This window comes from Streptomyces griseoloalbus (genome assembly GCA_014650015.1).
GTDB classification, from domain to species: domain Bacteria; phylum Actinomycetota; class Actinomycetes; order Streptomycetales; family Streptomycetaceae; genus Streptomyces; species Streptomyces griseoloalbus.
On record BMUD01000005.1, the window covers coordinates 131,922 to 158,397 of the forward strand.

The 26,476-nt window shown below is 70.8% G+C and carries 20 protein-coding genes; 14 read left to right on the top strand and 6 right to left on the bottom strand.

All coding sequences use genetic code 11. From position 1 onward, the window contains the following. Nucleotides 1-318: 318 nt before the first annotated feature. Nucleotides 319-1,281: a zinc-binding dehydrogenase gene (locus IE178_RS09580; RefSeq protein ID WP_193511948.1), complete on the bottom strand. Its 963-nt coding sequence runs from the start codon at nucleotides 1,279-1,281 to the stop codon at nucleotides 319-321. Between the two features lie 125 nt (nucleotides 1,282-1,406). Between IE178_RS09580 and IE178_RS09585 the strand changes: the two genes are divergently transcribed. From IE178_RS09585 to IE178_RS09625, 9 genes are all read left to right on the top strand, one after another. Next, nucleotides 1,407-2,036 (top strand): TetR/AcrR family transcriptional regulator, encoded by a 630-nt coding sequence (locus IE178_RS09585; protein WP_193511949.1) that lies wholly within the window; start codon nucleotides 1,407-1,409, stop codon nucleotides 2,034-2,036. 389 nt (nucleotides 2,037-2,425) lie between these two features. Next, nucleotides 2,426-4,006, top strand: a complete 1,581-nt coding sequence (locus IE178_RS09590; RefSeq protein ID WP_184766453.1) for a S8 family peptidase — start codon at nucleotides 2,426-2,428, stop codon at nucleotides 4,004-4,006. A 114-nt stretch (nucleotides 4,007-4,120) separates the two neighbouring features. Beyond that, nucleotides 4,121-5,326 carry a DUF4190 domain-containing protein gene (locus IE178_RS09595; RefSeq protein WP_318279941.1) on the top strand — a complete coding sequence of 402 codons (1,206 nt, stop codon included), beginning with the start codon at nucleotides 4,121-4,123 and terminating at the stop codon, nucleotides 5,324-5,326. A gap of 147 nt (nucleotides 5,327-5,473) precedes the next feature. Further along, the gene (locus tag IE178_RS09600) at nucleotides 5,474-6,226 is read left to right on the top strand and encodes a GntR family transcriptional regulator (protein WP_184766455.1); all 753 of its coding nucleotides are present in this window, start codon (nucleotides 5,474-5,476) and stop codon (nucleotides 6,224-6,226) included. Nucleotides 6,227-6,601: 375 nt separating this feature from the next. Next, a complete protein-coding gene (locus IE178_RS09605; protein WP_184766456.1) occupies nucleotides 6,602-6,790 on the top strand; it encodes an SPOR domain-containing protein in 189 nt (62 codons plus the stop codon). Nucleotides 6,791-7,192: 402 nt separating this feature from the next. Continuing rightward, on the top strand, nucleotides 7,193-7,600 hold the full coding sequence (locus IE178_RS09610; RefSeq protein ID WP_184766457.1) for a (deoxy)nucleoside triphosphate pyrophosphohydrolase: 408 nt from the start codon (nucleotides 7,193-7,195) through the stop codon (nucleotides 7,598-7,600). Nucleotides 7,601-7,768: 168 nt separating this feature from the next. Further along, nucleotides 7,769-8,197, top strand: coding sequence for an ATP-binding protein (locus tag IE178_RS09615; RefSeq protein WP_184766496.1), 429 nt, complete (start codon nucleotides 7,769-7,771; stop codon nucleotides 8,195-8,197). A gap of 265 nt (nucleotides 8,198-8,462) precedes the next feature. Next, on the top strand, nucleotides 8,463-11,165 hold the full coding sequence (locus IE178_RS09620; protein ID WP_193511951.1) for a SpoIIE family protein phosphatase: 2,703 nt from the start codon (nucleotides 8,463-8,465) through the stop codon (nucleotides 11,163-11,165). Between the two features lie 90 nt (nucleotides 11,166-11,255). Continuing rightward, nucleotides 11,256-12,440 (top strand): glycoside hydrolase family 18 protein, encoded by a 1,185-nt coding sequence (locus IE178_RS09625; RefSeq protein WP_318279942.1) that lies wholly within the window; start codon nucleotides 11,256-11,258, stop codon nucleotides 12,438-12,440. An 18-nt stretch (nucleotides 12,441-12,458) separates the two neighbouring features. Here the strand turns inward: IE178_RS09625 and IE178_RS09630 are convergent, their stop codons facing one another. From IE178_RS09630 to IE178_RS09645, 4 genes are read right to left on the bottom strand one after another with little or no spacing between them, the layout of a single operon-like run. Further along, the gene (locus tag IE178_RS09630; RefSeq protein WP_193511952.1) at nucleotides 12,459-13,226 is read right to left on the bottom strand and encodes a succinate dehydrogenase/fumarate reductase iron-sulfur subunit; all 768 of its coding nucleotides are present in this window, start codon (nucleotides 13,224-13,226) and stop codon (nucleotides 12,459-12,461) included. Then, nucleotides 13,223-15,196, bottom strand: a complete 1,974-nt coding sequence (locus IE178_RS09635) for a fumarate reductase/succinate dehydrogenase flavoprotein subunit (RefSeq protein WP_193511953.1) — start codon at nucleotides 15,194-15,196, stop codon at nucleotides 13,223-13,225. Before IE178_RS09635 ends, IE178_RS09630 begins: the two co-directional genes overlap by 4 nt. Nucleotides 15,197-15,215: 19 nt before the next feature. Then, nucleotides 15,216-16,049, bottom strand: a complete 834-nt coding sequence (gene sdhC, locus IE178_RS09640) for a succinate dehydrogenase subunit SdhC (RefSeq protein ID WP_193511954.1) — start codon at nucleotides 16,047-16,049, stop codon at nucleotides 15,216-15,218. Nucleotides 16,050-16,068: 19 nt separating this feature from the next. Then, nucleotides 16,069-16,362, bottom strand: coding sequence for an Rv0250c family protein (locus tag IE178_RS09645; RefSeq protein WP_193511955.1), 294 nt, complete (start codon nucleotides 16,360-16,362; stop codon nucleotides 16,069-16,071). 289 nt (nucleotides 16,363-16,651) lie between these two features. On the opposite strand from IE178_RS09645, the gene IE178_RS09650 reads away from it, so the two are divergent. Further along, on the top strand, nucleotides 16,652-18,946 hold the full coding sequence (locus tag IE178_RS09650; protein WP_193511956.1) for an ABC transporter family substrate-binding protein: 2,295 nt from the start codon (nucleotides 16,652-16,654) through the stop codon (nucleotides 18,944-18,946). A gap of 75 nt (nucleotides 18,947-19,021) precedes the next feature. Here IE178_RS09650 and typA read toward each other — a convergent pair whose 3' ends face one another. After that, complete coding sequence (gene typA / locus IE178_RS09655; RefSeq protein WP_184766465.1) at nucleotides 19,022-20,929, bottom strand: translational GTPase TypA; 1,908 nt, start codon at nucleotides 20,927-20,929, stop codon at nucleotides 19,022-19,024. Nucleotides 20,930-21,370: 441 nt separating this feature from the next. Between typA and IE178_RS09660 the strand changes: the two genes are divergently transcribed. From IE178_RS09660 to IE178_RS09675, 4 genes are all read left to right on the top strand, one after another. Then, nucleotides 21,371-22,417: an ABC transporter permease gene (locus IE178_RS09660; RefSeq protein ID WP_193511957.1), complete on the top strand. Its 1,047-nt coding sequence runs from the start codon at nucleotides 21,371-21,373 to the stop codon at nucleotides 22,415-22,417. A 100-nt stretch (nucleotides 22,418-22,517) separates the two neighbouring features. Next, the gene (locus tag IE178_RS09665) at nucleotides 22,518-24,320 is read left to right on the top strand and encodes an ABC transporter substrate-binding protein (RefSeq protein ID WP_193511958.1); all 1,803 of its coding nucleotides are present in this window, start codon (nucleotides 22,518-22,520) and stop codon (nucleotides 24,318-24,320) included. Nucleotides 24,321-24,424: 104 nt separating this feature from the next. Continuing rightward, nucleotides 24,425-25,402, top strand: a complete 978-nt coding sequence (locus tag IE178_RS09670; RefSeq protein ID WP_184766468.1) for an ABC transporter permease — start codon at nucleotides 24,425-24,427, stop codon at nucleotides 25,400-25,402. Nucleotides 25,403-25,412: 10 nt separating this feature from the next. Then, nucleotides 25,413-26,474 carry an ABC transporter ATP-binding protein gene (locus tag IE178_RS09675; RefSeq protein ID WP_184766469.1) on the top strand — a complete coding sequence of 354 codons (1,062 nt, stop codon included), beginning with the start codon at nucleotides 25,413-25,415 and terminating at the stop codon, nucleotides 26,472-26,474. Nucleotides 26,475-26,476 lie beyond the last annotated feature (2 nt).

Here is a 26,476-nt window from a genome sequence, read left to right on the forward strand (position 1 = left end):
ACGACCCGGCGGGCGACGCCGACTCGCCGGCGGTGCCGGGCACCCCGGGCGGGGTCGACGTGCCGTGGCCGGTCACCCGGTGGCGACCCCCGCTCGCGCCCACCCGAGCCGCCGTGCCGACCCGTGCCGCCGTGCCGACCCGTGCCGCCGAGCCGCCGTGCCGACCCGTGCCGCCGTGCCGCCGTGCCGCCGAGCCGCCGTGCCGACCCTTGCCGCCGTGCCGACCCGAGACGCCGTGCCGCCGTGCCGACCCTTGCCGCCGTGCCGACCCGAGACGCCGTGCCGCCGTGCCGCCGTGCCGCCGTGCCGCCGCGTCGGCTACGGCGTCAGGACGATCCGGCCGAACACCTCGCCGGCGTCCATCTTCCGGTGGGCCAGCGGGGCCTGCTCCAGCGGCAGCACCTCGTGCACCACCGAACGCAGTTCCCCGCGGATCGCGGCGGCGAACTGCTCGGCCCGCACGGCCTGTCGGGCGGACGTGGGCACGGTGTCGGCGCTGAACGTGGCGAACGACACCGACTTGCGGAACGCCGCCAGCATGCGCGTGCCGAAGTCGGCCGGGGGATGTCCGCCGACGATGCCCACGGCCACCATGCGTCCGTTCGGGCCGAGCCGGTCGATGAACGACGGCATGTCCGCACCGGCCACGATGTCGATGACGACGTCGTAGGAGACGAGGGCGCTCCCGTCCCCGTCGCCGGCACGGTCCAGCACATGGGTCGCGCCGAGCCGGCGCAGGCGGTCACCGCGCGTCGCCGACGACGTCGTGACCGCCACCGCCCCGGCACCGCCACGGGCCGCGAGCTGGACCGTCATGATGCCGATGCTGCCGGCCGCGCCACGCACCAGGACCGACTCGCCGGCGGTGAAGTGGGCGTGGGCGAGGCCGAAATGAGCCACGACCCCCGAGCTTCCCAACGTCACCGCGTCCGCGTCGGACAGGTCCGCGGGCAGGGGAAGGATCTCCTCGACGGGGGCGAGGGCCTGTTCCGCGTAACCGCCGCCCAGGCCGGTGAACGCCCACACGCGCCGGCCGATCCAGGACGTGTCGACGCCACGACCGACCGCTGTCACGGTCCCCGCGACCTCGCTGCCGGGGACGTGGCCCTCGGTGAAGCCGTGGCCGGGGAGGGTACCTCTGCGGATCACGGCGTCGACCCCGCCGACGCCGATCGCCCCGGTGGCGATCAGCACCTGTCCCCCGGCGGGGACCGGGTCCGGGAGATCGGTCACGGTCAGCCCTTCCGGGCTCCCGAACGTCTGGATCGCGACTGCCTTCAAGATCGGCTCCTGGTCCTGGGTGAAACGGAGGGGAGGGGGAGGTGCGACCGGGCGCGGTGGAAGCCCGGGCCCGACGTCTTCGGACGCTAACGGACGGCACCGTCCACTTGGCTAAAGTGAGAGAGGTGACCGAGCCTTTGCCTCACCCCCTGCGCTCCGACGCCCTGGACAACCGTGAGCGCGTTCTCGAAGCGGCCCGGACGCTGTTCGCCACCGAGGGCCTGGACGTTCCGATGCGCGAGATCGCCCGGCACGCCGGCGTGGGCCCCGCCACTCTCTACCGCCGGTTCCCGACCAAGCGGGCGCTGGTCGCCGAGGCCTTCGCCGAAGAGGTGCGGGCGTGCCACGCCATCGTCGAGGAAGGGCTCGCCGATCCGGATCCGTGGCGGGGCTTTCGCCGGGTGCTCGAGAAGACCTGTGACCTGCACATCCACAGCCTGGGGTTCACCGAGGCCTTCATGGAGGCCTACCCCGACGCGATGGACTTCGCCACGGACCGTGCGCGGATGCTCGGCTCGGTCGCCGAACTGGCCCGTCGCGCCCAGAAGACCGGCGACCTGCGCCCCGACTTCGTCCCGGACGACCTGATCCTGGTGCTCATGGCCCACCGGGGCATCCACACCACGTCGGCGGCCACCCGGCAGGCCGCCTCCCGGCGCTTCGCCGCCCTCATGATCCAGTCCTTCCAGACCTCGCCCACCCGCGCGCCACTGCCCCCGGCGATCCGACGACCGGCACCTGTTCGGAACACGTGACCGGGCGGCGACGCCCCCGGCGGGCCACGCCACCCGCCGGCCGGGATGCGTCGCGCGCCGGCACGCCTCCGCGTATCCACGGACCAGTGGGCGGGCGCCGTCCTACCGGCGGGAGGGAGCAACACGGGGGCGGCGACGGCTGTTTCGGGCGCATGACACGGCCATGACGTTCAGGTAGGCCCTCTTGTGCAATTCCTGTGGAACCCTCAATCTTTCGGCTGACGCACGTACTCGGCTGCCGGCATTGACATGATCCTGCCAGTGGCTGGTTCACGACTACCCCCACGCGCCGTGGCGCCACACGCGCCACGGCGCACACGAGCCGCACGTGCGCCGCCCGCACCACACCCCCACCGCACGCGCACCACCGACTGAGGAGGAACCCTCACATGACAGTGATGCGTCACCCCCGGCGAAGACTGACCGCCCTCGGCGCCGCGACCACCGCGGCCCTCGTCGCGGGTCTCGTCTCCGCTCTCCCCGCAGGCGCGGCCCCGGCCGCTCCCGAAGGCCGCGTCCAGTACGCGGGCGCCGCCAACGCCGTCGCCGGCAGCTACATCGTGACCCTGAAGGCCGACGAGGCCCGTTCCGGCTCCGCCGAGGGCCGCGCCCTGGCCAAGAAGTACGGCGCCGACATCGAGCGCACGTACACCAAGGCCCTGAACGGCTACGAGGTCGAGGCCTCCGAGTCCGAGGCGCAACGCCTCGCCGCCGACCCGGCCGTCGCCTCGGTGATCCAGAACCGCACCTTCCACATCACCGGCACCCAGCCCAGCCCGCCCTCCTGGGGCCTGGACCGGATCGACCAGCAGAACCTCCCGCTGAACAACTCGTACACCTACCCGGACTCGGCCGGGGAGGGCGTGACGGCGTACGTCATCGACACCGGCGTCCGCATCACCCACAGCGACTTCGGCGGCCGTGCCTCCGACGGCTACGACGCGATCGACAACGACAACACCGCCCAGGACGGCCACGGCCACGGCACCCACGTCGCCGGCACGGTCGCGGGCAGCTCCTACGGCGTGGCCAAGAAGGCGAAGATCGTCGGCGTGCGGGTGCTGAACAACTCCGGCTCCGGCACCACCGCCCAGGTCGTCGCCGGCATCGACTGGGTCGCGCGGAACGCGGTCAAGCCGGCCGTCGCCAACATGTCCCTCGGCGGCGGCGCCGACAGCGCCCTCGACACGGCCGTCCGGGGCGCCGTCGCCTCCGGCGTCACCTTCGTCGTCGCGGCCGGCAACGAGTCCACCGACGCCTCCACCAAGTCCCCGGCCCGCGTCACCGAGGCGATCACCGTCGGCGCCACCACCTCCAGCGACGCCCGCGCCAGCTACTCCAACTACGGCTCCGTCCTGGACCTGTTCGCGCCGGGCTCCTCCATCACCTCCGCCTGGCGCACCAGCGACACGGCCACCAACACCATCTCCGGTACGTCCATGGCGAGCCCGCACGTCGCCGGGGCCGCCGCCCTCCACCTGGCCGACAACCCCTCGGCCACCCCCGCCCAGGTCTCCTCCGCGCTGACCTCCGCCGCCACCACCGGCGTCGTCGGCAACCCGGGCAGCGGCTCGCCCAACCGCCTGCTGCGCGTGGGCGACGGGGGCACCACCGAGCCCCCGACCGGTGACCGCTTCGAGAGCACCACGGGCTACGCCGTCGCCGACAACTCCACCGTCGAGTCCCCGGTGGCCGTCTCCGGCGTCTCCGGCAACGCCCCCTCGGACCTGGCCGTCTCGGTCGACATCACCCACAGCTACATCGGTGACCTCCAGGTCCAGTTGATCGCTCCCGACGGCACGGCGTACACCCTGAAGGGCTACGGCACCGGCGGCAGCGCGAACGACATCAACACCACCTACACCGTCGACGCCTCCACGGAGACGGCGAACGGCACCTGGAAGCTGCGCGTCAGCGACAACGCGTCGTTCGACACCGGCCGGCTCAACGGCTGGGCCCTGCAGTTCTGACGCCACCCGCGCCCGGCGCACGGACACCCTCGTCCTCGGGGAAGGGCTTCGGGACAGCCGGCCCGGCCCGCCCCGAGGACGGGGCACGGCGCGACCGCGCTTACGATGCGCCTCGTGTCCATACTTCCGCCCTCCGGGCACCAGCCTGCGCAGGACCCGCCGGAACCCCGGGGCCAGTACCCCGCTCCCCGGCCGCACGGCACGTATCCGCCGGCACCGTTCCCGTACGGAGGGCAGCCGGGCTTCGCGCCGTACGGGCTCTACGGCCCCTACGGTCCCCGGCCCCCCGCCGCCGTCAACGGCGTCGCCATCGCGGCCCTGGTGTTCGGCGTCCTGTGCTTCCTGCCGGCCGTCGGGCTCGTGCTCGGGCTGGTGGCGTTGCGGCAGATCGGGCGGCGCGGGGAGCGGGGGCGGGGGATGGCGGTCGCCGGGTCGGCGCTGTCGTCGCTCGGGCTCGCGCTGTGGGTGGTGTCGCTCGCCACCGGGTTCGCGGCCGACGTCTGGGAAGACGTCAAGGAGGGCACGCGCGGCAACGGCATCCTCGCCCTGCGCGAGGGCGACTGCTTCAACTCGCCCGGCGGTCTTGAGGGCTGGGCCACCGATGCCGACCGGGTGCCCTGCGCGCGGGAGCACGACGGTGAGGTCTTCGCCGTCGTCCGCGTCCCCGACGGTTCCTACCCGGGCGACGCCGGCCTCACCGACACCGCCGACGAGCGGTGCTACGGCCTCCGGGACACCTACGTCATGGACCGCTGGGCGCTGCCCGCCACCGTGGAGGTGTACTACCTCGTCCCGTCCCGGGAGAGCTGGGACTTCGGCGACCGCGAGATCACCTGTGTCCTCGGCAACCAGGACGCGCAGGCCACCCTCACCGGGTCGCTGCGCCGGGACGCGACCACGCTCGACGCGCACCAGATGGCCTACCTGAAGGCTTCGCGCGTGCTCGACGACGCCCTGGACGAGGTCCCCGACGCCGAGTTCGTCGAGGACGACCTGCCGGGGCACAGGGAATGGGCGGCGCAGATGACGGCGGCGCTCGCCGAGCAGACCCGGATGCTGCGCGCGCACGAGTGGCCCGCCGACGCGGAACGGCCGGTGCGGGAACTCGCCGCGGAACTGGACGAGGCCGAGGGGGAGTGGGCGAAGGCCGCGGTGGCCGGTGACGCGGACACCTACTACGAGCACTACGACCGGGGGTGGGACCTCGTCGACCCCGACGGCTCGGTCACCGCCCGCAAGGCTCTGGGACTGGCCACCTCCCCGCCCGAGTACGACGAGGAGACCGAACGCGACCCGGACGGCGGCGGTATGCAGGTGTGACGGCCGCCATAGCGGGGAGAAAGTGCCTGCGTAAAGCCCTCAGCCCACAGAAGTCATCACATCGAGTGATTCTCTGGCCTTCGCTTGCCTGGCACAACCTGCGGTTGCCACGCTGTTGCTGTCTGTACAACCTGATGGGAGCGGCCCGTGACATTCGGTGAGCAGCCGGCGTACCTGCGTGTCGCGGGGGATCTCCGCAAGAAGATCGTCGACGGCCGTCTGCCGCCCCACACCCGGCTCCCCTCCCAGGCGCGGATCCGCGAGGAGTACGGCGTCTCGGACACCGTCGCGCTGGAGGCGCGCAAGGTGCTCATGGCGGAGGGGCTCGTCGAGGGCCGTTCCGGCTCGGGGACGTATGTGCGCGAGCGGCCGGTGCCGCGCCGGGTCGCCCGCTCCGGGTTCCGTCCCGAGCGGGGGGCCACACCCTTCCGCCAGGAGCAGGCGGACGCGGGCGTCCGGGGCACCTGGGAGTCCCACAGCGAGCAGAGCGACGCCTGCGCCGCCATCGCCGAGCGGCTCGGCATCGAGCCCGGCGACCGCGTGATGCGCACCAAGTACCTCTTCCGGGAGGCCGGCGAGCCGATGATGCTCTCCACCTCCTGGGAGCCGCTGGCCCTGACCGGCCGGACCCCCGTGATGCTGCCCGAGGAGGGACCGCTCGGCGGCATGGGCGTCGTCGAGCGCATGCGCGCCATCGACGTGATCGTGGACAACGTCACGGAGGAGGTCGGCGCCCGCCCCGGCCTCGCCGAGGAACTGGTCGTGCTGGGCGGCGTCCCCGGCCATGTCGTCCTGGTCATCCAGCGCACCTACTTCGCCTCGGGGCGGCCGGTCGAGACCGCCGACGTGGTCATCCCCGCCGACCGGTACCGGGCCTCCTACCACCTCCCGGTGAAGTAGCACCCACCCGCCGTCGCACCTCCGTCCCGTCGCCTTCTCACTCCCCCGCGCTCCCTTCCGCGCCCCCGCCGCGCGTCCACTCCGGCGCGCCGGCCCCGACACGGCTGCCCCGACGCCGTAACAATCTGGCCGTTCTCCCAGGTCGCCCCTGGAGCGCGGCGCACCGGGCGGTACGCCGCTGACCGGACGCGTCGACCTTCACGCACGGCGCATCCGCCCCCGTGCGCCCCCTGCGTTCTGGCCGGTTGCGTACCTCTTTGTGAAAAGGCGTATCCGCTCAGTGAAGGTAAGGCGTAGGGTCGGGCATATGCGGATCGCGGTTTCCTTACCGGGCGGGGCGCGGCACAGGCCGCGGGCGGGAAGTGGAGGGGAGCGATGAACGACGGGACGGTGACTCTTCCCTGGCTCGTCGTGCGTCAGGACGACAACGGCAATCGCTACCGGGTGGGCCGGTACGCGACCCGCGCCGAGGCCGAGAGGATCGCGGACAGCCTCGACGAGCGCGGCCACAAACAGCTCTACTGGGTCGAGCGGATCGGCCGGAACGCGACGTCCGCGGACTGACCCGGACTGCTCGTCCGGCACGGATCGTCGGCCGACCGGGACTGCTCGTCCGGGCACGGTGCCCGTCGACCGGCCGGGACTGTCGTCCTGCCGGTGCCCGTCGACTGACTCGGGCTGTCGACCAACCCCGCCGACCGACTCCGGCCGCTGACTGATTCCGGCCCGCCGACCGACTTCGGTCCACTGACCGACTCCGGCCCGCCGACCGACTTCGGCCCGCTGACCGACTCCGGCCCGCCGACGGACTTCGGCCCGCTGACTGATTCCGGCCCGCCGACCGACTTCGGTCCACTGACCGACTTCGGTCCGCCGACCGACTCCGGCCCGCCGACCGACTCCGGCGCGTCGGCCGCCCCGGCCCGCCGGCCGGCCGCGGTCCGGCGCTCCCGTAGGCTCCGGCACATGAGCGAGCGGATCCTGGTGGTCGGGGCGGCCCTGTGGCACGAGGGGCGGCTGCTCGCCGCCCGCCGGAGCGCGCCCGCCGACCTGGCCGGACGCTGGGAGCTGCCCGGCGGCAAGGTCGAACCGGGGGAGACCCCGGACGCCGCCGTCGTACGGGAGTTGCGTGAGGAGCTCGGTGTCGAGGCACGGGCGGGAGAGCGCGTCCCGGGGGAGTGGCCGCTGCGGGCGCCGTATGTGATGCAGGTGTGGACCGCCCGCCTGCGCCCCGGATCCCCCGCTCCCCGGCCCCTCGAGGATCATGACGAGCTGCGCTGGCTCACCCCCGACCGGATCTGGGACGTCGACTGGCTCGAGCACGACGTACCGGCCGTCCGGGACACCCTCACCCACACCGCACGGCATCCGTGACCGCCCATCAGCGGCAGGGCGCGTGAAGCGCGGTTCCGGCGTGCGGGGGCAGCGCCGACGAGACGTGGGCGCCTTCCCACGCCGCCCGTGCCTCGATGCGCCGTCGAGCGCGGTACTCCGCCAGGGATACCGGGTAGGTGCCCATTAACCCCATGAAAACGGACATGGCTGGACTCCCTCTGCGGGGAAGTGATCCGCGTGAGCGACACCGATGGCGACTTCGCCACGTGGACCTTCTCCGCGGACCCGGGAGCGGTGCGCGCCGCCCGTTCCGCCGTCCGTGACCAACTGCGCCGCTGGGACCTCGACAGCATCGGTGACCTCGCGGCCCTGCTGGTCAGCGAACTGGTCACCAATGCCCTGCGGCATGCCGAGGGTCCCATAGGGGTCCGTCTGGTACGCCCCTCCGACCTCGCCGGAGTCCTCCTGGTGGAGGTCTCCGACCCGCTCCCCGACCTTCCGCGCGAACGCGACGCCCGGCCCGACGACGAGAGCGGACGCGGACTGCGTCTCCTGGCCTCCGCCTCCCGCCGCTGGGGCGCCCGGCCCGGCGCCGACGGGAAGACCGTGTGGTTCGAACTCTCGGTGCCACGATGACGCATCGCACGGTCGTTCCGGTGCACGCGCCCGCCCGTTACATGGAGTGACCGGTTCCGGCCCGTGGAGGTTGTCGAAGAGGGGGGTTCGATGACGTGTCCGCTGGTTAGAAGACTGGAAGTGTTCTCACGGCGCGGACCGAAAAGCATCGGGATCGTGCTGTGATCGTGAACACCGTGTTGTGCGGCGCCGTAGTGCTGGATACTGCGGGCAGCCGCCCCCGGTGACCGGTGCCGGACGCGGTGAGCTGGAGGGGACGGTTCGCGTGAGCGAGATACCAGCGAAGGCCACGGAGTCCGAGGACTCGTCGGGCGGCGCGAGGACAGGGGCCGCGGACGGCTCCGCCTTCGGCGACGCTCCGTCCGCCGACGCGATGTGGCAGACCAGTCCACCCGGCTCCATGTACGACTACATCAAGGTCGCTTCCTTCTCCATCGGCCCGGACGGGCTGGTCGACCAGTGGAGCCTGCGCGCCGAGCAGATCTTCGGTGTCCCCGCCGACCGCGCCGTCGGCATGGACCCCATCGAGGCGTTCCTCGAGCCCGTCCGGCGGGAGCGCGGCCAGCGCAAGATGGCCGAGATCCTCGACGGGCGGGAGTGGACCGGAGTGGTGCCCTTCCGGCTGCCGGACTCGGTGGCGGCGGACGAGCGCGACCGGGAGGGCATGGCCGAGGTCTACGTCATGCCGACGCGCACCGAGGACGGCGAGAAGGCCGCCGTCTGCATCGTCGTCGACGTCCGCACCCTGCGCCGCATCGAGACCGACCTCGCCGCCTCGCAGGCCATATTCGGCCAATCTCCCTTCGGCTTCCTGCTGATCGACCCCGACCTGCGGGTACGCCGAGCCAACCAGCGGTTCGCGTCCACTTTCGGCGGCAGCCCCGACGACCACCGCGGCAAGGGTGTGCACGACTACCTGCCGCGCGGCGAGGCCGAGCGGGTGGCCGCGACCCTGCGCCGGGTGCTGGAGACCGGTGACTCCATCACGGACATGCACGTCACGGGCTTCGTGCCGGGCTCCGACGAGCGCCGCCACTGGTCCGTCAACCTCTACCGCGTACACAGCGGCAGCGGCCGGCCCATCGGCATCGCCTGGCTCGGCACCGACATCACCGCCCGCCGTGCCGCCGCCCGAGAGGCCGCCGCCGCACGGCGCAATCTCGCCCTCCTCAACGAGGCGGGTGCCCGGATCGGCAACTCCCTCGATCTGGAGACCACCGCGCGCGAACTCCTCGACGTCGTCGTCCCCGGCTTCTGCGACCTGGCCACCGTCGATCTCTACCAAGGCCTGCTGGCCGGTGACGAGACCCCGCTGGGCCTCGCCGACGGCAGCGCGGAGGTACGCCGCGTCGCCTTCGCCAGCGCCGTCTCCGACGCGCCGTTCAGCGGCGGCACCGCCGAACCCGTCAAGCTGGGCGCCGTCCACCACTACCCGTTCAGCTCGCCCTGCGCGGACGCCCTGCGCACCGCCCGTCCGCGATTCGTCCCCGGTGAGGACGGCGGCCTCGTGCAGTCCACGCTCGCCGTGCCGATGGTCGCCCACGACACGGTGGTGGGCCTCGCGCAGTTCGCCCGCACCAAGGGCAGCGAGCCGTTCGGCGACCGCGACCGCGACCTCGCGGTCGAGCTGGCCGCGCGCGCCGCCGTCTGCATCGACAACGCCCGCCTGTACCGGCGCGAGCACGAACGCGCGCTGATACTGCAGCGGTCCCTGCTCCCGCCCGGCGACCCGGAGGCCTCCGGCCTCGACATCGCCTGCCGCTATCTGCCGGGCAACGCGGCGACGGGCCGGCCCAGCGAGGTCGGCGGCGACTGGTTCGACGTCATCGAACTGCCCGGCCACCGCACCGCGCTGGTCGTCGGCGACGTCATGGGGCGGGGCCTGCGCGCCGCCGTGGCGATGGGCGAACTGCGCACCGCCGTGCGCACACTGGCCCAGCTCGACCTCGAACCCGCCGAGGTGCTCGCCCAGCTGGACGAGATCGCCCGGGGACTCGGCGCCCCCGGCGGCCCCTCCCAGGCCTTCGGCTCCGTGGGAGGCGTCCAGCAGGCGACCCGCGCCGCCCGCCGCCCCCGCGAGGCCGACCTCTCCGAGGTCTACCTGGCGACCTGCGTCTACGCCGTCTACGACGCGGTGACCAGGCGCTGCACCTTCGCCAACGCGGGCCATCTGCCGCCCGTCCTGGTCGAACCGGGCGAGCCCGCGCTGATGCTGGACGTGCCGCCCGGCATGCCGCTCGGTGTCGGCGGGGAGCCCTTCGAGGAGGTGGAGGTCGAACTGGCCGAGGGCGCCCTGCTCGCCCTCTACACGGACGGACTCGTCGAAAGCCGCGACCACCCCCTCGACGAGGGCCTCCAGGCCTTCGTGGGCGCCCTGACGGCCCCCTCCCGCCCGTCGCCCGGCCACCACCCCCCGACGACGGCGCCGGGCGCCGACACCTATCCGAACCTGGAGGACGTCTGCGACCACGTCCTCAACACCCTCGACACCCACCACGGAGAGGACGACATCGCCCTGCTGATGGCCCGCGTCCAGGGGCTGCCCGCCGAGTCCGTCGGCGACTGGACCCTGCCCCGCGAGCCCCGCAGCGTGGGCCGCGCCCGCGAGTACGCCCGCGGGCAGCTGCTCAGCTGGGACATGGAGCCCCTGGTCGACACCACGGAGCTCCTGGTGAGCGAACTGGTCACCAACGCCCTGCGCTACGGCGAGGGCGAGATCAGGCTCCGTCTCCTCCTCGACCGCACCCTGGTCTGCGAGGTCTGGGACTCCGGCCTGGTCCAGCCCCGCCGGCGTCGCGCCCGCGACACAGACGAGGGCGGCCGGGGCCTCCAGCTCGTCGGCCTGCTGAGCGCCGCCTGGGGCTCCCGTCGTACGCCCCGGGGCAAGACGGTCTGGTTCGAACTCCCCCTCCCCGGCCCCGACACCAGCCTCACCGACCCGGCGGAGGCACTGCTGAGCCTGTTCTGACAACCGTTGTCGGAACCACGACGTCCTGACGCGTCGTCTCCTCCCACACCACGGGCCACACGGCCGGGCCGAGAGGCGGGGAGGACGCGCATGGAGCGCACACAGTCGCAGGAACCGGCGGGCACGAGGGGCCAGGTCGGTGAGCAGGGACCGGTGGCGGCCGGGGGCCGGGTCGGTGAGCAGGGACCGGTGGCGGCCGGGGGCCAGGTCGGTCCGCGGGAGCCTGCCGAAGGCACCGCACCCCCGGAGGCGAAACGCGGCCTGCCCTGGGCCCGCCGGCTCAGACGCACCGCCCTCGGGCTGGTCCTGGCCCTCCTGGTGCCCCTCCTCACCGCCGAGACGGCCCTGTGGATCAACTACACCGGCGACCCGGTGGACGGCACCCGCACCCGCGACCGGGACGCCATCTGGCTCGGGCACGCGTGGGTCGACGGGCGGAAGAAGGACGCCGACATCACCGCGCTCGCCCGCCGCCTCGACGGCACCGGCATCCGCGACCTGTACGTCCACTCCGGCCCGCTGGAGCACGACGGCACCCTGCCGAAGTCGGCGTACCCCCGCGCGCGTTGGCTGATCGACTCCGTGCACCGCGAGCTGCCCGGCGTCCGCGTCCAGGCCTGGCTCGGCGACATCCTCGCCCCCGAGCACCCCGAGGCCCTGCACCTGGAGCGCGCCGAGTCCCGCGCCGCGATCCTCCGCTCCACCCGCGAGATCCTGGACGCCGGTTACGACGGCGTCCACTTCGACCTCGAGCCCCTGCACTCCGGCGACGGCGATTACCTGAAGCTTCTGGACGCCCTGCACGAGGAGACCGGCTCGCGCGACGTCCCGCTCTCCGTCGCCGCCCACCAGATCGACCCGCTCCCCGCCTTCCACTCCTTCTGGGGCACGCTCACCGGCCACCCCAAGTGGTGGTCGCAGGAGTACTTCGGGCAGGTGGCCCGCCGCGTCGACCAGATCGCCCTCATGTCGTACGACACCATCCAGCCACTGGAGGGCACCTACGGCGGCTACGTCGCCCAGCAGACCGCCCTCGCCCTGGAGGTCACCCCGCCCTCCACCGACCTGCTGATGGGTCTGCCCTTCTTCCGGGAGAACCGGTTCGGCCACTGGGCCCACGCCGAGACCGTCCCCGCCGCCGTCCGCGGCGTGCGCCTCGGCCTGTCCCGCACCGACGCCGACCGCGCCCACTTCGGCGTGGCCCTCTACGTCGACTTCGCGGCGACGGAGGCGGACTGGAAGGCGTACCGGGAGGGCTGGCTCAACGAGCCGTGAGCGAGCCGTGCGCGAGGCTCAGGAGCGCCGCCGGATCTTGTCGCCCAGCCACACCAGCGGGTCGTACTTGCGGTCGACGGCCCGTTCCTTCAGCGGGATCAGCGCGTTGTCCGTGATCCTGATCCCCTCGGGGCAGACCTCCGTACAGCACTTGGTGATGTTGCAGTAGCCGAGGCCGTGGTCGTCCTGGGCCGTGCGCCCGCGGTCCAGGCCGGCCTCCTCGGCCGCGTCCAGCGGATGCATGTCGAGCTCCGCGACCCGCATCAGGAAGCGCGGCCCCGCGAACGCCTGCTTGTTCTCCTCGTGGTCGCGCACCACATGGCAGGTGTCCTGGCACAGGAAGCACTCGATGCACTTGCGGAACTCCTGCGAACGGTCCACGTCCTCCTGCGTCATCCGGTACTCGCCCGGCCCGACCCCCTCCGGCGGCACGAAGGACGGGACCTGCCGGGCCTTGGCGTAATTGAAGCCGACGTCCGTCACCAGGTCGCGGATCACCGGGAAGGCCCGCAGCGGGGTCACGGTGATCGTCTCGTCCCGCTCGAACACCGACATCCGGGTCATGCACAGCAGCCGGGGACGCCCGTTGATCTCCGCCGAGCAGGAACCGCACTTGCCGGCCTTGCAGTTCCAGCGCACGGCGAGATCGGGGGCCTGGGTGGCCTGGAGGCGGTGGATGATGTCGAGCACCACCTCGCCGTCGTTCACCTCGACCGCGAAGTCCTCCAGGCCGCCGCCCCGCACGTCTCCCCGCCACACCTTGAAGCGGGCCTCGTAGCTGCTCACTCGTAGAGCTCCTCTTCGGCGAGGTACTTGACCAGCTCCTCCTTCTCGAAGAGGGCGAGCAGGTCCGGGCGGATGGGTTCGGTGGTCTCGCGGGTGAGAGCGATCTGGCCGCGCACCGGGTCGGTGGCCGCGAGACCGCCCGTGGGATCGGTGAGCGCGCACAGCAGGTTGACGTTGCGCCAGGCGCGGTCCATCGCGGAGTGGTCCTCACGGGTGTGTCCGCCGCGCGACTCGGTGCGCTCCAGCGCCGCCCGGGCCACGCACTCGCTGACCAGCAGCATGTTCCTGAGGTCCAGCGCGAGGTGCCATCCCGGGTTGAACTGCCGGTGCCCCTCGACCCCGGCCCGGCGCGCCCGCACCCGCAGCTCGGCCAGTTTCTCCAGGGCGCGCTCCATCTCGTGCTCACGGCGGATGATGCCGACCAGGTCGTTCATCGTCTGCTGGAGTTCCTGGTGCAGGGTGTACGGGTTCTCCGGCGGGCCCTCGGCCGGTGCCTCGCTCTCCGCGGAGAACGGCCGCAGGGCCTCCGCGGCGGCCGCGTCGACCTGTACGTCGTCCACCCGGGGCCGCGCGGCCGCCGCGCCACTCGCGTACTCGGCCGCGTGCCGGCCCGCCCGGCGCCCGAACACCAGCAGATCGGACAGCGAGTTCCCGCCGAGCCGGTTGGAGCCGTGCATCCCGCCGGCCACCTCACCGGCCGCGAAGAGCCCCGGCACCCCGCGTGCCGCCGCCGAGTCGGAGTCGACGGCGATGCCGCCCATCACGTAGTGGCAGGTCGGCCCGACCTCCATCGCCTCCGCCGTGATGTCGACGTCCGCCAGCTCCTTGAACTGGTGGTACATCGACGGCAGCCGCCGCCTGATCACCTCGGCCGGCATCCGCGTGGACACGTCCAGGAAGACCCCGCCGTGCGGGGAGCCGCGGCCCGCCTTCACCTCGGCGTTGATCGCGCGGGCCACCTCGTCGCGGGGGAGCAGCTCGGGCGGGCGCCGGTTGTCGTCCGGATCGTCGTACCAGCGGTCGCCCTCGTCCTCGGACTCGGCGTACTTGTCCTTGAAGACGTCCGGGATGTAGTCGAACATGAACCGCTTGCCCTCGGAGTTGCGCAGCACCCCGCCGTCCCCGCGCACCGACTCGGTGACCAGGATGCCCTTCACCGACGGCGGCCAGACCATCCCCGTCGGGTGGAACTGCACGAACTCCATGTTCAGCAGCGGCGCCCCGGCGAGCAGCGCCAGCGCGTGACCGTCGCCGGTGTACTCCCACGAGTTCGACGTCACCTTGAACGACTTGCCGATGCCGCCGGTGGCGATCACCACGGCGGGCGCCTCCAGGACGAAGAAGCGGCCGGACTCCCGCTCGTACCCGAAGACCCCCGAGACCCTCCCCCGGCCCTCGGCCGGGGGGACCCCCATCCCGCTTCGCTCGCCCTCCTTGAGCACCCGGGTGACCGTGCACTCCTGGAAGACCTTCAGCCGGGACTCGTAGTCCCCGGTGTCCCGGAAGTCCTCCTGCTGGAGCGCGACGATCTTCTGCTGGAGGGTGCGGATCAGCTCCAGGCCGGTGCGGTCGCCGACGTGCGCCAGGCGCGGGTACTCGTGGCCGCCGAAGTTGCGCTGCGAGATCCGGCCGTCCTCGGTCCGGTCGAACAGCGCGCCCCAGGTCTCCAGCTCCCACACCCGCTGCGGTGCCTCCTGGGCGTGCAGCTCGGCCATCCGCCACTGGTTGAGGAACTTGCCGCCGCGCATGGTGTCGCGGAAGTGGACCTGCCAGTTGTCCCCGGCGTTGACGTTGCCCATCGCGGCCGCGATGCCGCCCTCGGCCATCACGGTGTGCGCCTTGCCGAACAGCGACTTGCAGATCACGGCCGTACGGGCGCCCCGCTCCCGCGCCTCGATGGCGGCGCGCAGTCCGGCGCCGCCCGCACCGACCACGACGACGTCCCATTCCTGCCGGTCGACCACGGGCATCAGTCAGTTCCCCACTCAGCTAGAAGAAGCGCGGATCGTCGAAGGCACCGGACGCGACGAGATACACGTAGAGATCGGCGAGCGCCACGCTGAGCAGCGACGCCCAGGCGAGCTGCATGTGCCGGCCGTTCAGCCGGCTCACCCACTGCCACATCCGGTAGCGCACCGGATGCTTCGAGAAGTGCTTCAGCTTCCCGCCGACGATGTGCCGGCAGGAGTGGCAGGAGAGGGTGTACGCCCAGATCAGCACGATGTTGACCAGGAAGACCAGCGTGCCGAGGCCCATGTGGCCCCACGCGTAGTGCTCGTCGCGGAAGGCGAGGACGGTGTCGTAGGTCAGGATGCCCGCCACCGGGAGGGCCGCGTAGAAGAAGTACCGGTGGAGGTTCTGCAGGATCAGCGGGAAGCGGGTCTCCCCGGTGTACGTGCCGTGCGGTTCGGCCACCGCGCAGGCCGGCGGGGACGCCCAGAAGCCCCGGTAGTAGGCCTTGCGGTAGTAGTAGCAGGTCAGGCGGAAGCCGAGCGGGAAGATCAGGACGATGATCGCCGGCGAGATGCCCCACCAGCTGCCGAACAGGTCCCAGTTCGGCCCGGCCCTCATCGGCTCGCAGTTCTCCGCGAGACACGGCGAGTAGAACGGTGAGACGTACGGTGCCGCGTAGTAGTCGGCGTTCGCGAAGGCCCGCCAGGTCGAGTAGACGATGAAGGCGAGCAGCCCGGCCGCGGTGGCGGCCGGGGCCAGCCACCAGCGGTCGGTCCGCAGGTGCGGGGCGCTGATCGCGGCGCGCGTACCCGTTCTCACGCCGCCTCGGGGACGGGGTTCTGTGGCAGGGGGTTCCGTACCAGTGGCCACGTGTCCACTCCGGTCGGGGTCAGGGGGCGCGACGGTCACGGGCGCCGAGTCCCTCGTCGTCCGTGTCCACCCACAGCGACGGGTCGTACGGCGTGTCGGAGATGGTCACGAGATCGGGGCGCGTCTGCGGTGCCGTGGTGGTCGCGGCCGTCTCCCGCAGCAGCGCGAGGCTCTCGCGCAGATGGTTGGTGTCGGCGCGGACGCGGCGCATTTCCAGGCCGCCGCTGCCCACTTGCTTCTCCAGGCGCCCCACCGACCGGATCAGGTCGTCGAGACAGCGCTGGACGGATGCCAGTTCGTCGTGCACGGACATGACTTGCCCTCACTTCCACGGGTCCTTCGGGCCCAAGGCGGCAACGTTCATGCGCCTGCGAGTGTCGCGCGTCACACCTTGCGCTGTGAAGGGATGTGCGCCGATTGGCCGAGGCGTATGGGTGCACCGTCCGGTGCGTTGCGCCGCACGGGTGGCTTGCCACCCGTGGCCGCCGTGTCGTCCTGAGTTGCCGAACCCTTTCCTCTTCAGTGGGCCGCATACATCGGATGAGCTCCAAATACCACCAAAAGTGATCGTAACGCCCGCGGCTTCCCGGAGGTACCCAGAGATGTCCCACGACGGCATCGGCCCGCGCGCGGTCATGCGCGCGGCCGCCTTCCTCACGGCGGGCGTCCTCGCGGTGCCCGCGCTGGCCGGATGCGGCTCCGACGACCCCGCGGGCAAGCCCCTGGCCACAGGGGACATCGGGCGCGCCGACCGGGCCCGGGTCGCCGACGGGGGCACCCTGCGCTGGGCCGTGGACACCGCCCCGGCCACCCTGAACACCTTCCAGTCGGACGCCGACGCCACCACCACCCGGATCGCGCAGGCCGTCCTGCCGTCGCTGTACCGGATGGACAGCCGGGGCCGGCCGGTGCGCAACCCCGACTACCTGGAGTCCGCCGAGGTCGTCGAGACCGAGCCCAAGCAGGTCGTCCTGTACAAGCTCAACCAGCAGGCCGTCTGGAGCGACGGCCGCGAGATCGGCGCCGCCGACTTCGCCGCCCAGTGGCGCGCCCTGTCCGGCAAGGACACCGCCTACTGGACCGCCCGCAACGCGGGCTACGACCGCATCGAGAAGATCGAGCGGGGCAAGGGGAACCTCGAGGTCAAGGTCACCTTCAGCCGCCCCTACGCCGACTGGCGGTCACTGTTCACCCCGCTGTACCCGAAGGACGTCATGGGCACCCCGGACTCCTTCAACGACGGGGCGCGCAAGAAGCTCAAGGTCACCGCCGGGCCCTTCACGGTGAAGAAGGTCGACGGCAAGGAGGACGAGGTCACCCTCACCCGCAGCGTGCGCTGGTGGGGCGACCCGGCGAAGCTCTCGACGATCGTGCTGCGCGCCGTCCCCCGCGACAAGCGGATCTCCGCGCTCGCCGCCGGCACCGTCGACCTGGCCGAGATCGACCCCTCGGCCGTCCGCCGCATCACCGCCGCCGCGCTCGAGCAGAGCGCGAGCAGCCCTCTCATGGGCCCCGGCGCCAAGCGGTCGGCCGCGGACGACCTGCGCTCCTGGGCGATCGCCAACGGCTCCGACGAGGAGGCCGCCGACGAGGAGATCTCCGCCCGCGAGAAGCTGCGCGGGAAGACCGCGAAGTACGCCCGTCAGCAGAAGGCCCTCGGCGGCTTCGAGGTGCGCAAGTCCCTGGAGCCCGCCTACACCCAGCTCGCCCTCAACGGCGCCGACGGTCCCCTCGCCGACGAGCGGGTCCGCCGTGCCGTGGCCCGCGCCCTGGACCGGAAGGCCATCGCCGAGGCGGTCCTGGAACCGCTCGGACTGCCCGCCCAGCCCGTCGGCAGCCATCTCGCGCTGTCCGGCCAGGCCGCCTACGCCGACAACAGCGGCGCCCTCGGCCGGCAGGACACCAAGGAGGCCCGGGCGCTGCTCGCGGACGCCGGCTGGGTGCCGGGCGGGCGGGTCGAGGAGAAGAAGGAGGAGGGCGAGAAGGCGGCCGGCTCGCAGGGGGAGAAGGACGGCGGCTCCGAGGAGGACTCCGAGACCGGGTCCGAGGGCGGCGACGACGGCACGTACATCGTCGGCGAGGACAACGAGGAGGGCGGGGACGACAAGGAAGGCGGCGACAGCGGGGAGAACGGCGACAGCGGGGAGAACGGAGACAGCGGCGCCGACGGCGGGGAAGGCGGCGGCGACAACAAGGCGCCGCAGGACTCCGGCACCGGTACCCAGCACCTGGAGCAGGGCAGCGCCCCCGGCGCCTACGCCCCCAGGGGCACCGCGGCCCCGGCCCGGGCCGAGGCGGCCCCCGTCGCCAAGGACGGCAAGGCGCTCACCCTCCGCTTCGTCCTGCCCTCGGGGCCCGGCTCGGACACGCTGCGCACCGTGGCCGACCGGATCTCCACGATGCTGGAGCGGATCGGCATCCGCACGAAGATCTCCAAGGTCGACGACGAGAGCTACTTCAAGGACCACATCGCCTCCGGCGAGTACGACCTCGCCCTGTACTCCTGGCCCGCGACCGCCTTCCCCGCCACCGACGCCCGCCCCGTCTACGCCAAGCCGGTCCCGGGCGCCGACGGCTCGCTGAACGTGGAGCAGAACTACACCCGCGTCGGCACCGACCAGGTCGACCAGCTCTTCGACCAGGCCATCACCACGCTCGACGACTCCGAGCGCCGCTCCCTGCTCCGCAAGGCCGACTCCCGGATCTGGGCGGCGGCCGGTTCGATCCCCCTCTTCCAGCGCCCCCAGCTCACCGCGGCCCGCAAGAACCTGGCCAACGTCGGCGCGTTCGGCTTCCGCACCCCGGTGTACGAGGACATGGGCTTCCTGAAGAAGTCCGCGCAGGGACCGACGGGGGCGCCGGGTGCGAAGAGCGCCGAGCCGCCGGCCGGGGACTGACCGCCACGAGCACATGCGCCGAGCGGCACACCCGGGATCGGGGTGTGCCGCTCGGCGTCCGTGGTCCGGCCGTGATCAGCCGTGCTTGGCGCGGCTCGCGGCGCGGGCGCGCTCGCGGGCGTCCAGGTTCACCTTGCGGATGCGGACCGCCTCCGGGGTGACCTCCACGCACTCGTCGTCGCGGCAGAACTCCAGGGACTGCTCCAGCGACAGCTTGCGCGGCGGGACGATCGCCTCGAACGAATCGGCCGAGGACGACCGCATGTTGGTGAGCTTCTTTTCCTTGGTGATGTTGACGTCCATGTCGTCGGCACGGGAGTTCTCGCCGACGATCATGCCCTCGTACACCTCGGTGCCGGGCTCGACGAACAGCACGCCGCGCTCCTGGAGGTTGGTCATCGCGAACGCGGTGACGGCACCGGAGCGGTCGGCGACCAGGGAGCCGTTGTTACGGGTGGTGAGCGTGCCGAACCAGGGCTCGTGGCCCTCGTGGATGGAGTGGGCGATGCCGGTGCCGCGGGTCTGGGTCAGGAACTCCGTCCGGAAACCGATCAGACCGCGGGACGGAACCACGAACTCCATGCGGACCCAGCCCGAGCCGTGGTTGGACATGTTGTCCATCCGGCCCTTGCGCACACCCATGAGCTGCGTGACGGCGCCCATGTGCTCCTCGGGCACGTCGATCGTCATGCGCTCGACGGGCTCGTACGTCTTGCCGTCGACGTCCTTGGTGACGACCTGCGGCTTGCCGATCGTCAGCTCGAAGCCCTCACGGCGCATCTGCTCGACCAGGATGGCCAGCGCCAGCTCACCGCGGCCCTGCACCTCCCAGGCGTCCGGACGCTCGGTGTCCAGGACGCGGAGCGAGACGTTGCCGATCAGCTCGCGGTCGAGGCGGTCCTTGACCTGGCGGGCGGTGACCTTGCGGTCCTTGACGACCGCCTTGTTGTCCGCGCCCTTGCCGGTCGCGCCCCGGCCGACCAGCGGGGAGGTGTTCGTGCCGATGGTCATGGAGATGGCCGGCTCGTCCACCGTGATCAGCGGCAGCGGGACGGGGTTCTCGGTGTCCGCGAGGGTCTCGCCGATCATGATGTCCGGGATGCCGGCGACGGCGCAGATGTCACCGGGTCCTGCCTTCTCGGCGGGCTTGCGGGTGAGCGCCTCGGTCATCATCAGCTCGGAGATGCGCACGTTGGAGACGGACCCGTCGCGCTTCAGCCAGGCGACCGTCTGCCCCTTCTTCAGCTCGCCCTGGTGGACGCGGAGCAGGGCGATGCGGCCGAGGAAGTTGTCGGCGTCGAGGTTGGTGACGTGAGCCTGGAGCGGGGCGTCCTCGTCGTAGGTGGGGGCCGGGATGTGCTCCAGGATCGTGGAGAAGAACGGCTCCAGCGAGTCGGAGTCGGCCGGGACCGTGCCGTCGTCCGGCTTGGTCAGGGAGGCCACGCCGTCCCGGCCGCAGGCGTAGACGATCGGGAACTCGATCTGCTCCTCGTCGGCGTCCAGGTCGAGGAAGAGGTCGTAGGTCTCGTTGACGACCTCGTCGATGCGGGCGTCCGGACGGTCCGTCTTGTTGATGCAGAGGATGATCGGCAGCCGCTGCTGGAGCGCCTTGCGCAGCACGAAGCGGGTCTGCGGCAGCGGGCCCTCGGAGGCGTCCACCAGCAGCACCACACCGTCGACCATCGACAGGCCGCGCTCGACCTCGCCGCCGAAGTCGGCGTGGCCGGGGGTGTCGATGATGTTGATCGTGATGGGCTCCCCGCCGTCCTTGGGGTGGTACTTCACCGCCGTGTTCTTGGCGAGGATCGTGATGCCCTTCTCACGCTCCAGGTCGTTCGAGTCCATCATGCGGTCGTCGACCTGGTCGAGCTGGTGCGCGGCGAAGGCGCCGGCCTGCTTGAGCATGCCGTCGACGATGGTGGTCTTGCCGTGGTCGACGTGGGCGACGATGGCGACGTTGCGGATGTCGTGGCGCGTGGCCATATAAGGCGTACTCCCGGAGTGCTGAGGAATGCCCCGCACGAGCGTCTGTGGTGTGCGGGCCCTGCCGGGCTGAACATGCCTCGGCCTCACCCCATGGTACGGGGCCGCCGCGAGGTCCGCCCTCGCGAGCCCATGGGCCTACTGTGACCCCCGGGAACCCCGAAGGGTCGTTCGCATATCGGTGCGCACGCGGACACGTTTCGGACATGTAAACAAAATGGTGTGGGCATTTGCCCGATTTGCCGGTTTGTCTCCAGAGGTGTCAAGCGCGCGCAGATGTCAATCTTTGCAATTTTTGCTCAAAATATGGACGGTAGGGAGATCCCTATGTCTTCCGCCCTTGACGCGCGTTGACTCGTTTGGCGAAAGTTCCCCCAAACCACAGAACCTGCCGGTATCTGTGCTGCGCTCAACTCTCCAACCCCCCGGGGGACGAACACGATGACCAGTCCAATCAAGGCCGAGGACTCCGGGTCCGCGGCTGTCTTGGACCCTGAGCTCGCAGCGACCACCGAAAACGCGGTCGCCCAGGGCGAGAAGCAGCCCGAGGGTCGTTCCCCCGGCCAGTTGATGTGGCAGCGCTTCAAGCGCGACCGTACCGGAGTCGTTTCCGCGTGCGTAGTGATTTTTTTCTTCGTCGTCGCGGCGCTGGCTCCGCTCATCGCGAAGGTGTACGGCAAGAATCCCTACACGCTGTACGCGCAGGAGCCGGACTACCCGTTCCTCCTGGACGACTTCGCCATGCCCACCGGTTCCTTCGGCGGCATGTCGGGCGACTTCTGGTTCGGTGTGGAGCCCAAGCTCGGCCGTGACGTGTTCACGATGCTGCTGTACGGCATGCGCACCTCGCTGTACATGGCCGTGGTCGTCACGACACTGTGCGTGGTCACCGGCGTGATCATCGGCATGGTCATGGGCTACTTCGGCGGCCGGGTGGACTACTGGCTGGGCCGGGTCACCGACTTCTTCCTGGCCTTTCCGCAGCAGCTGTTCTTCATCGCCTTCATGCCGGTGGTGACCGCGATGTTCGTCTCCCCGCAGGACGAGACCCCCACCTACCTGCGGGCCGTGGCGATCATCCTGGTGATGTGGTTCCTCGGCTGGATGGGCCTGGCCCGTCTGGTGCGCAGTTCCGTTCTCTCGCTGGCTGACAGGGAGTTCGTGGAGGCGGCCAAGGTGTCCGGGGCCTCTCCCTGGCGCATCGTGCGCAAGGAGATCCTGCCGAACATCGTCACGCCGATCCTGGTGCAGGCCACCTACATCCTCCCGAGCACGATCCTCACGATCGCCTTCCTCTCGTTCATCGGTGTCGGCTTCGTCGAGCCGACCCCCGACTGGGGCCGCATGTTCGCCATCGGCGCCGACGTCTACGAGCAGGACCCGATGTTCATGTTCTTCCCGGGCGCGGCGCTGGTGATCTTCGTCCTCTCCTTCAACCTTCTCGGAGACTCCGTCCGGGACGCATTCGACCCCAAGACCGGACGCTAACCGTCCATTGGTGGTGGGGGAGCTGCCGCCCCCGTGCCGGGTGACCGGACCGTCAGGCAGCACTCGTGGACAACAAATGACAGGTAGGTGCATCGGCATCATGAAGCCCATCAGAACCCGCACCGTGCGCGCCATCGCCGTGGCCATCGTGGCCGGCTCGCTGGCGCTCACCGGCTGCTCCGGCGACAACGGCGGCGGCAGCAAGGGCAAGGACGACTCCAAGTCCCAGAAGGACGCTGCCGAGCAGCAGGACCCTGTCGCCTACGGTGACGCGGCCGCCTCCAACGGCCCCGCCGAGGAGGTCGCCGGGGCCAAGTCCGGTGGCTTCATCAACGTCTACATGCAGTCGGACCTGTCCCACATGGACCCGGGCCAGATCTACGTCAGCGACGCCGGCCAGTTCTCCAACCTGGTCCACCGCGGTCTGACCAACTTCCACGAGGACGAGGAGGGCAACCTCACCGTCGTCGGTGACGTCGCCACCGACTCCGGCCAGTCCTCCGACGGCGGCAAGACCTGGACGTACAAGCTCAAGGACGGCGTCAAGGACGAGGACGGCAACGAGATCACCTCGGCCGACGTCCGCCACACCATCGAGCGCCAGTACTCGAAGGTCATCTTCGACGGTCCGACCTACGTCCAGACCTGGCTGTCGGGCCCGGAGTACCGCAAGGAACTGCCGGACGGCCCCTACAAGGGCAAGCACCTGCCGGACTCCGTGCTGGAGACCCCGGACGACAAGACGATCGTCTTCCACTTCGACCAGCCGCGCCCGGACCTCCCGCAGGCCCTGGCCATGGCCGGCTACGCCATCGTGCCCGAGAAGCAGGACACGAAGGAGAAGTACGACGACGCCCCGGCGGCGCTCGGCCCCTACAAGATCGCCGAGTACAAGGCCGGCAAGTCGATGAAGCTGGTCAAGAACGACCAGTGGGACCCGAAGACGGACTCGGTGCGCCACCAGTACGTCGACGGTTACAACTTCACCAGCACCATCGACCAGCCCAGCCAGACCAAGCGTCTGATCGCCGACCAGGGCGAGGCCAAGAACGCCATCCAGTTCACGGACTCGGTGGACCCGGCCCAGATGTCCACGGTCATCGGCGACGCGGCGACCAAGAAGCGCACCATCCAGGGCTACCAGCCCTACGTGTGGCAGCTGACCTTCAACCTTGACCGGATGAAGGACAAGAAGATCCGCGACGCGATCACGTACGCGATCCCGAACCAGTCCATGGTCCAGGCGGACGGCGGCCGCTACGGCGGTGAGATCGCCGGCGGTCTGCTCGCCCCGACCCTGCCGGGCTTCGACGGGACGTACGACCCGTTCGGCAAGCTGAAGAAGCCCAACGGCGACCCGGAGAAGGCCAAGCAGCTGCTGAAGGAGGCGGGTGTCAAGGAGGGCACGAAGCTCACCTACGCCTACTCCAACACCCCGCGCGGCCAGGCGCAGATGGTCATCATCAAGGACGCGCTCAACAAGATCGGCTTCGACATCCAGGCGAAGGAGATCGACCGGGCCAGCTTCTACGAGCAGGTCGGCAAGCTGAAGAACCCGTACGACCTGTACATGACCGGCTGGGGCCAGGACTGGCCGTCCCCGTCCACGGTCATCACCCCCGTCTACGACGGCACGCAGGTCCAGGACGGTGCGTCGAACTACTCGCACATCGACGACGCTCAGGTCAACGAGCTGATCGAGAAGGCCCTGACGCAGCAGCCGGAGGAGGCCGCCAAGACCTGGGAGCAGGCTCACCACCGCATCGTGGAGGAGATCAACCCGGCTGCCCCGGTCTACTACTCGAAGCAGATCCAGCTCTACGGATCGAACATCGGTGGCGCCAAGTACAGCAACGAGTCGAGCTACATCGACATCAACGACCTGTACCTGAAGCAGCCGTAATCCGTCAGCTCGGCTGACCGCGGGGGTGTGCGCCAGGCGGAGCGCACCCCCGCGGACGGTACCCCCGCCCTGCCGCCGCGTTTCGAAGAGAGCATCCACCCGCCATGCTTCAGTTCCTCATCCGCAGGCTGATCGGCGCCTTCGTCATCATGTTCCTGATCGGCGCCTTCACGTTCTTCCTGTTCTATACGATCCCGCAGGACTTCGCTGCGCTGTCCTGCGGCAAGAACTGCTCCCCCGAGAACCTCGCGGTGATCCGTGAGAACCTGGGCCTGGACAAGCCCATCACCACGCAGTTCTGGGAGTTCATGTCGGGCATCGTGGCCGGCCGCGACTTCCCGCAGGGGCACTGCTCCGCGCCGTGCCTGGGTGTCTCCTTCGACAGCGGCAACTTCGTGTGGGACTCCATCGTCGACCGCTTCCCGCTGACGCTGTCCCTGACCGTCGGCGGTCTGGTGATCTTCCTGACGCTGGGCCTCGGCTCGGGTCTGCTCGCCGCGTGGAAGCGCGGCACGGTGGTCGACAAGCTCGTCAGCGGCGCCTCGATCGTGCTCAGCTCGTTCCAGATCTACTTCCTCGGCCCGATCGCCCTCGGCATCCTGGTGTACAGCTCGGGCCTGATGGAGAACCCGAAGTACCATCCGTTCACCGAGAACCCGGCCACCTGGGCCCTCGGCCTGCTCATCCCCTGGCTGGTGATGGCCACCATCTTCACCGCCCAGTACACGCGTATGTCCCGCTCGACCATGATCGAGCAACTGCAGGAGGAGCACGTCCGCACCGCGCGCGCCAAGGGCATGAGGCAGCGGTACGTCTTCTTCCGTTATGCCTGGCGTGGTTCGCTCATCCCGATGGTCACGATCCTCGGTATGGACCTCAGCGCGCTGCTGTCCGGCGCGGTGGTCACGGAGTTCACGTTCGACCTGGCCGGCATCGGCCGCCTCGCGGTCGACTCGTCGCTGACGAAGGACCTGCCGGTGACCATGGGCGTCATGCTGTTCGGGGCCTTCTTCATCCTGATCCTGAACATCATCGTCGACCTCGCGTACGCCTACATCGACCCGCGCGTGCGGCTCAGCTAGGAGAAACACCGTGACCACACTGACCAAGACCGAAGGCGAGAAGGCCCCGACCGGGCCGGACTCCTTCCTCTCGGTCCGCGACCTGCGGGTGCGGTTCTCCACCGAGGACGGCATCGTCAAGGCGGTCGACGGGCTGTCCTTCGACGTCGAACGCGGCAAGACCCTCGGCATCGTGGGCGAGTCGGGTTCCGGCAAGTCCGTCACCAACCTGACGGTGCTCGGCCTGCACAACCCCAAGACCACCACCGTCGAGGGCGAGATCGTCCTCGACGGGCAGGAGCTGGTCACCGCCTCCGAGAAGGAGATGGAGAAGCTCCGCGGCAACAAGGTCGCGATGATCTTCCAGGACCCGCTGACGGCGCTCTCGCCGTACTACACGGTGGGCCGGCAGATCGCCGAGCCGTTCATGAAGCACACCGGCGCCTCCAAGAAGGAGGCGCGGGAGCGGGCGATCGAGATGCTGACCAAGGTCGGCATCCCGCAGCCCAAGTCCCGGGTGGACGACTACCCGCACCAGTTCTCCGGCGGTATGCGCCAGCGCGCCATGATCGCCATGGCGCTGGTCTGCGACCCCGACCTGCTGATCGCGGACGAGCCGACCACGGCCCTGGACGTGACGGTCCAGGCGCAGATCCTCGACCTGCTCAAGGACCTCCAGCAGGAGTTCGGCTCCGCGATCGTCTTCATCACCCACGACCTCGGCGTCATCTCCGACATGGCCGACGACCTGCTGGTGATGTACTCGGGCCGGGCCGTGGAGCGCGGTGGCGTCCGCGAGGTGCTGCGCGAGCCCAGGCACCCCTACACCTGGGGCCTGCTCAGCTCGATGCCGCGGCTCGGCGGCGACACCTCGCAGGCGCTGAACCCGATCCCCGGGTCTCCGCCCAGCCTGCTGAACCCGCCCTCCGGCTGCCCCTTCCACCCGCGCTGCGCCTTCACCGGCGAGGTGGGGGGCGACCGGTGCAGCACCGAGCGCCCGCCGCTCGGCGAGGGCCGCGCCGCCGCCTGCCATCTGACGGCGGAGCAGAAGCAGACCATCTTCTTCGACACGATCCAGCCCCGGCTGCGCTAGGG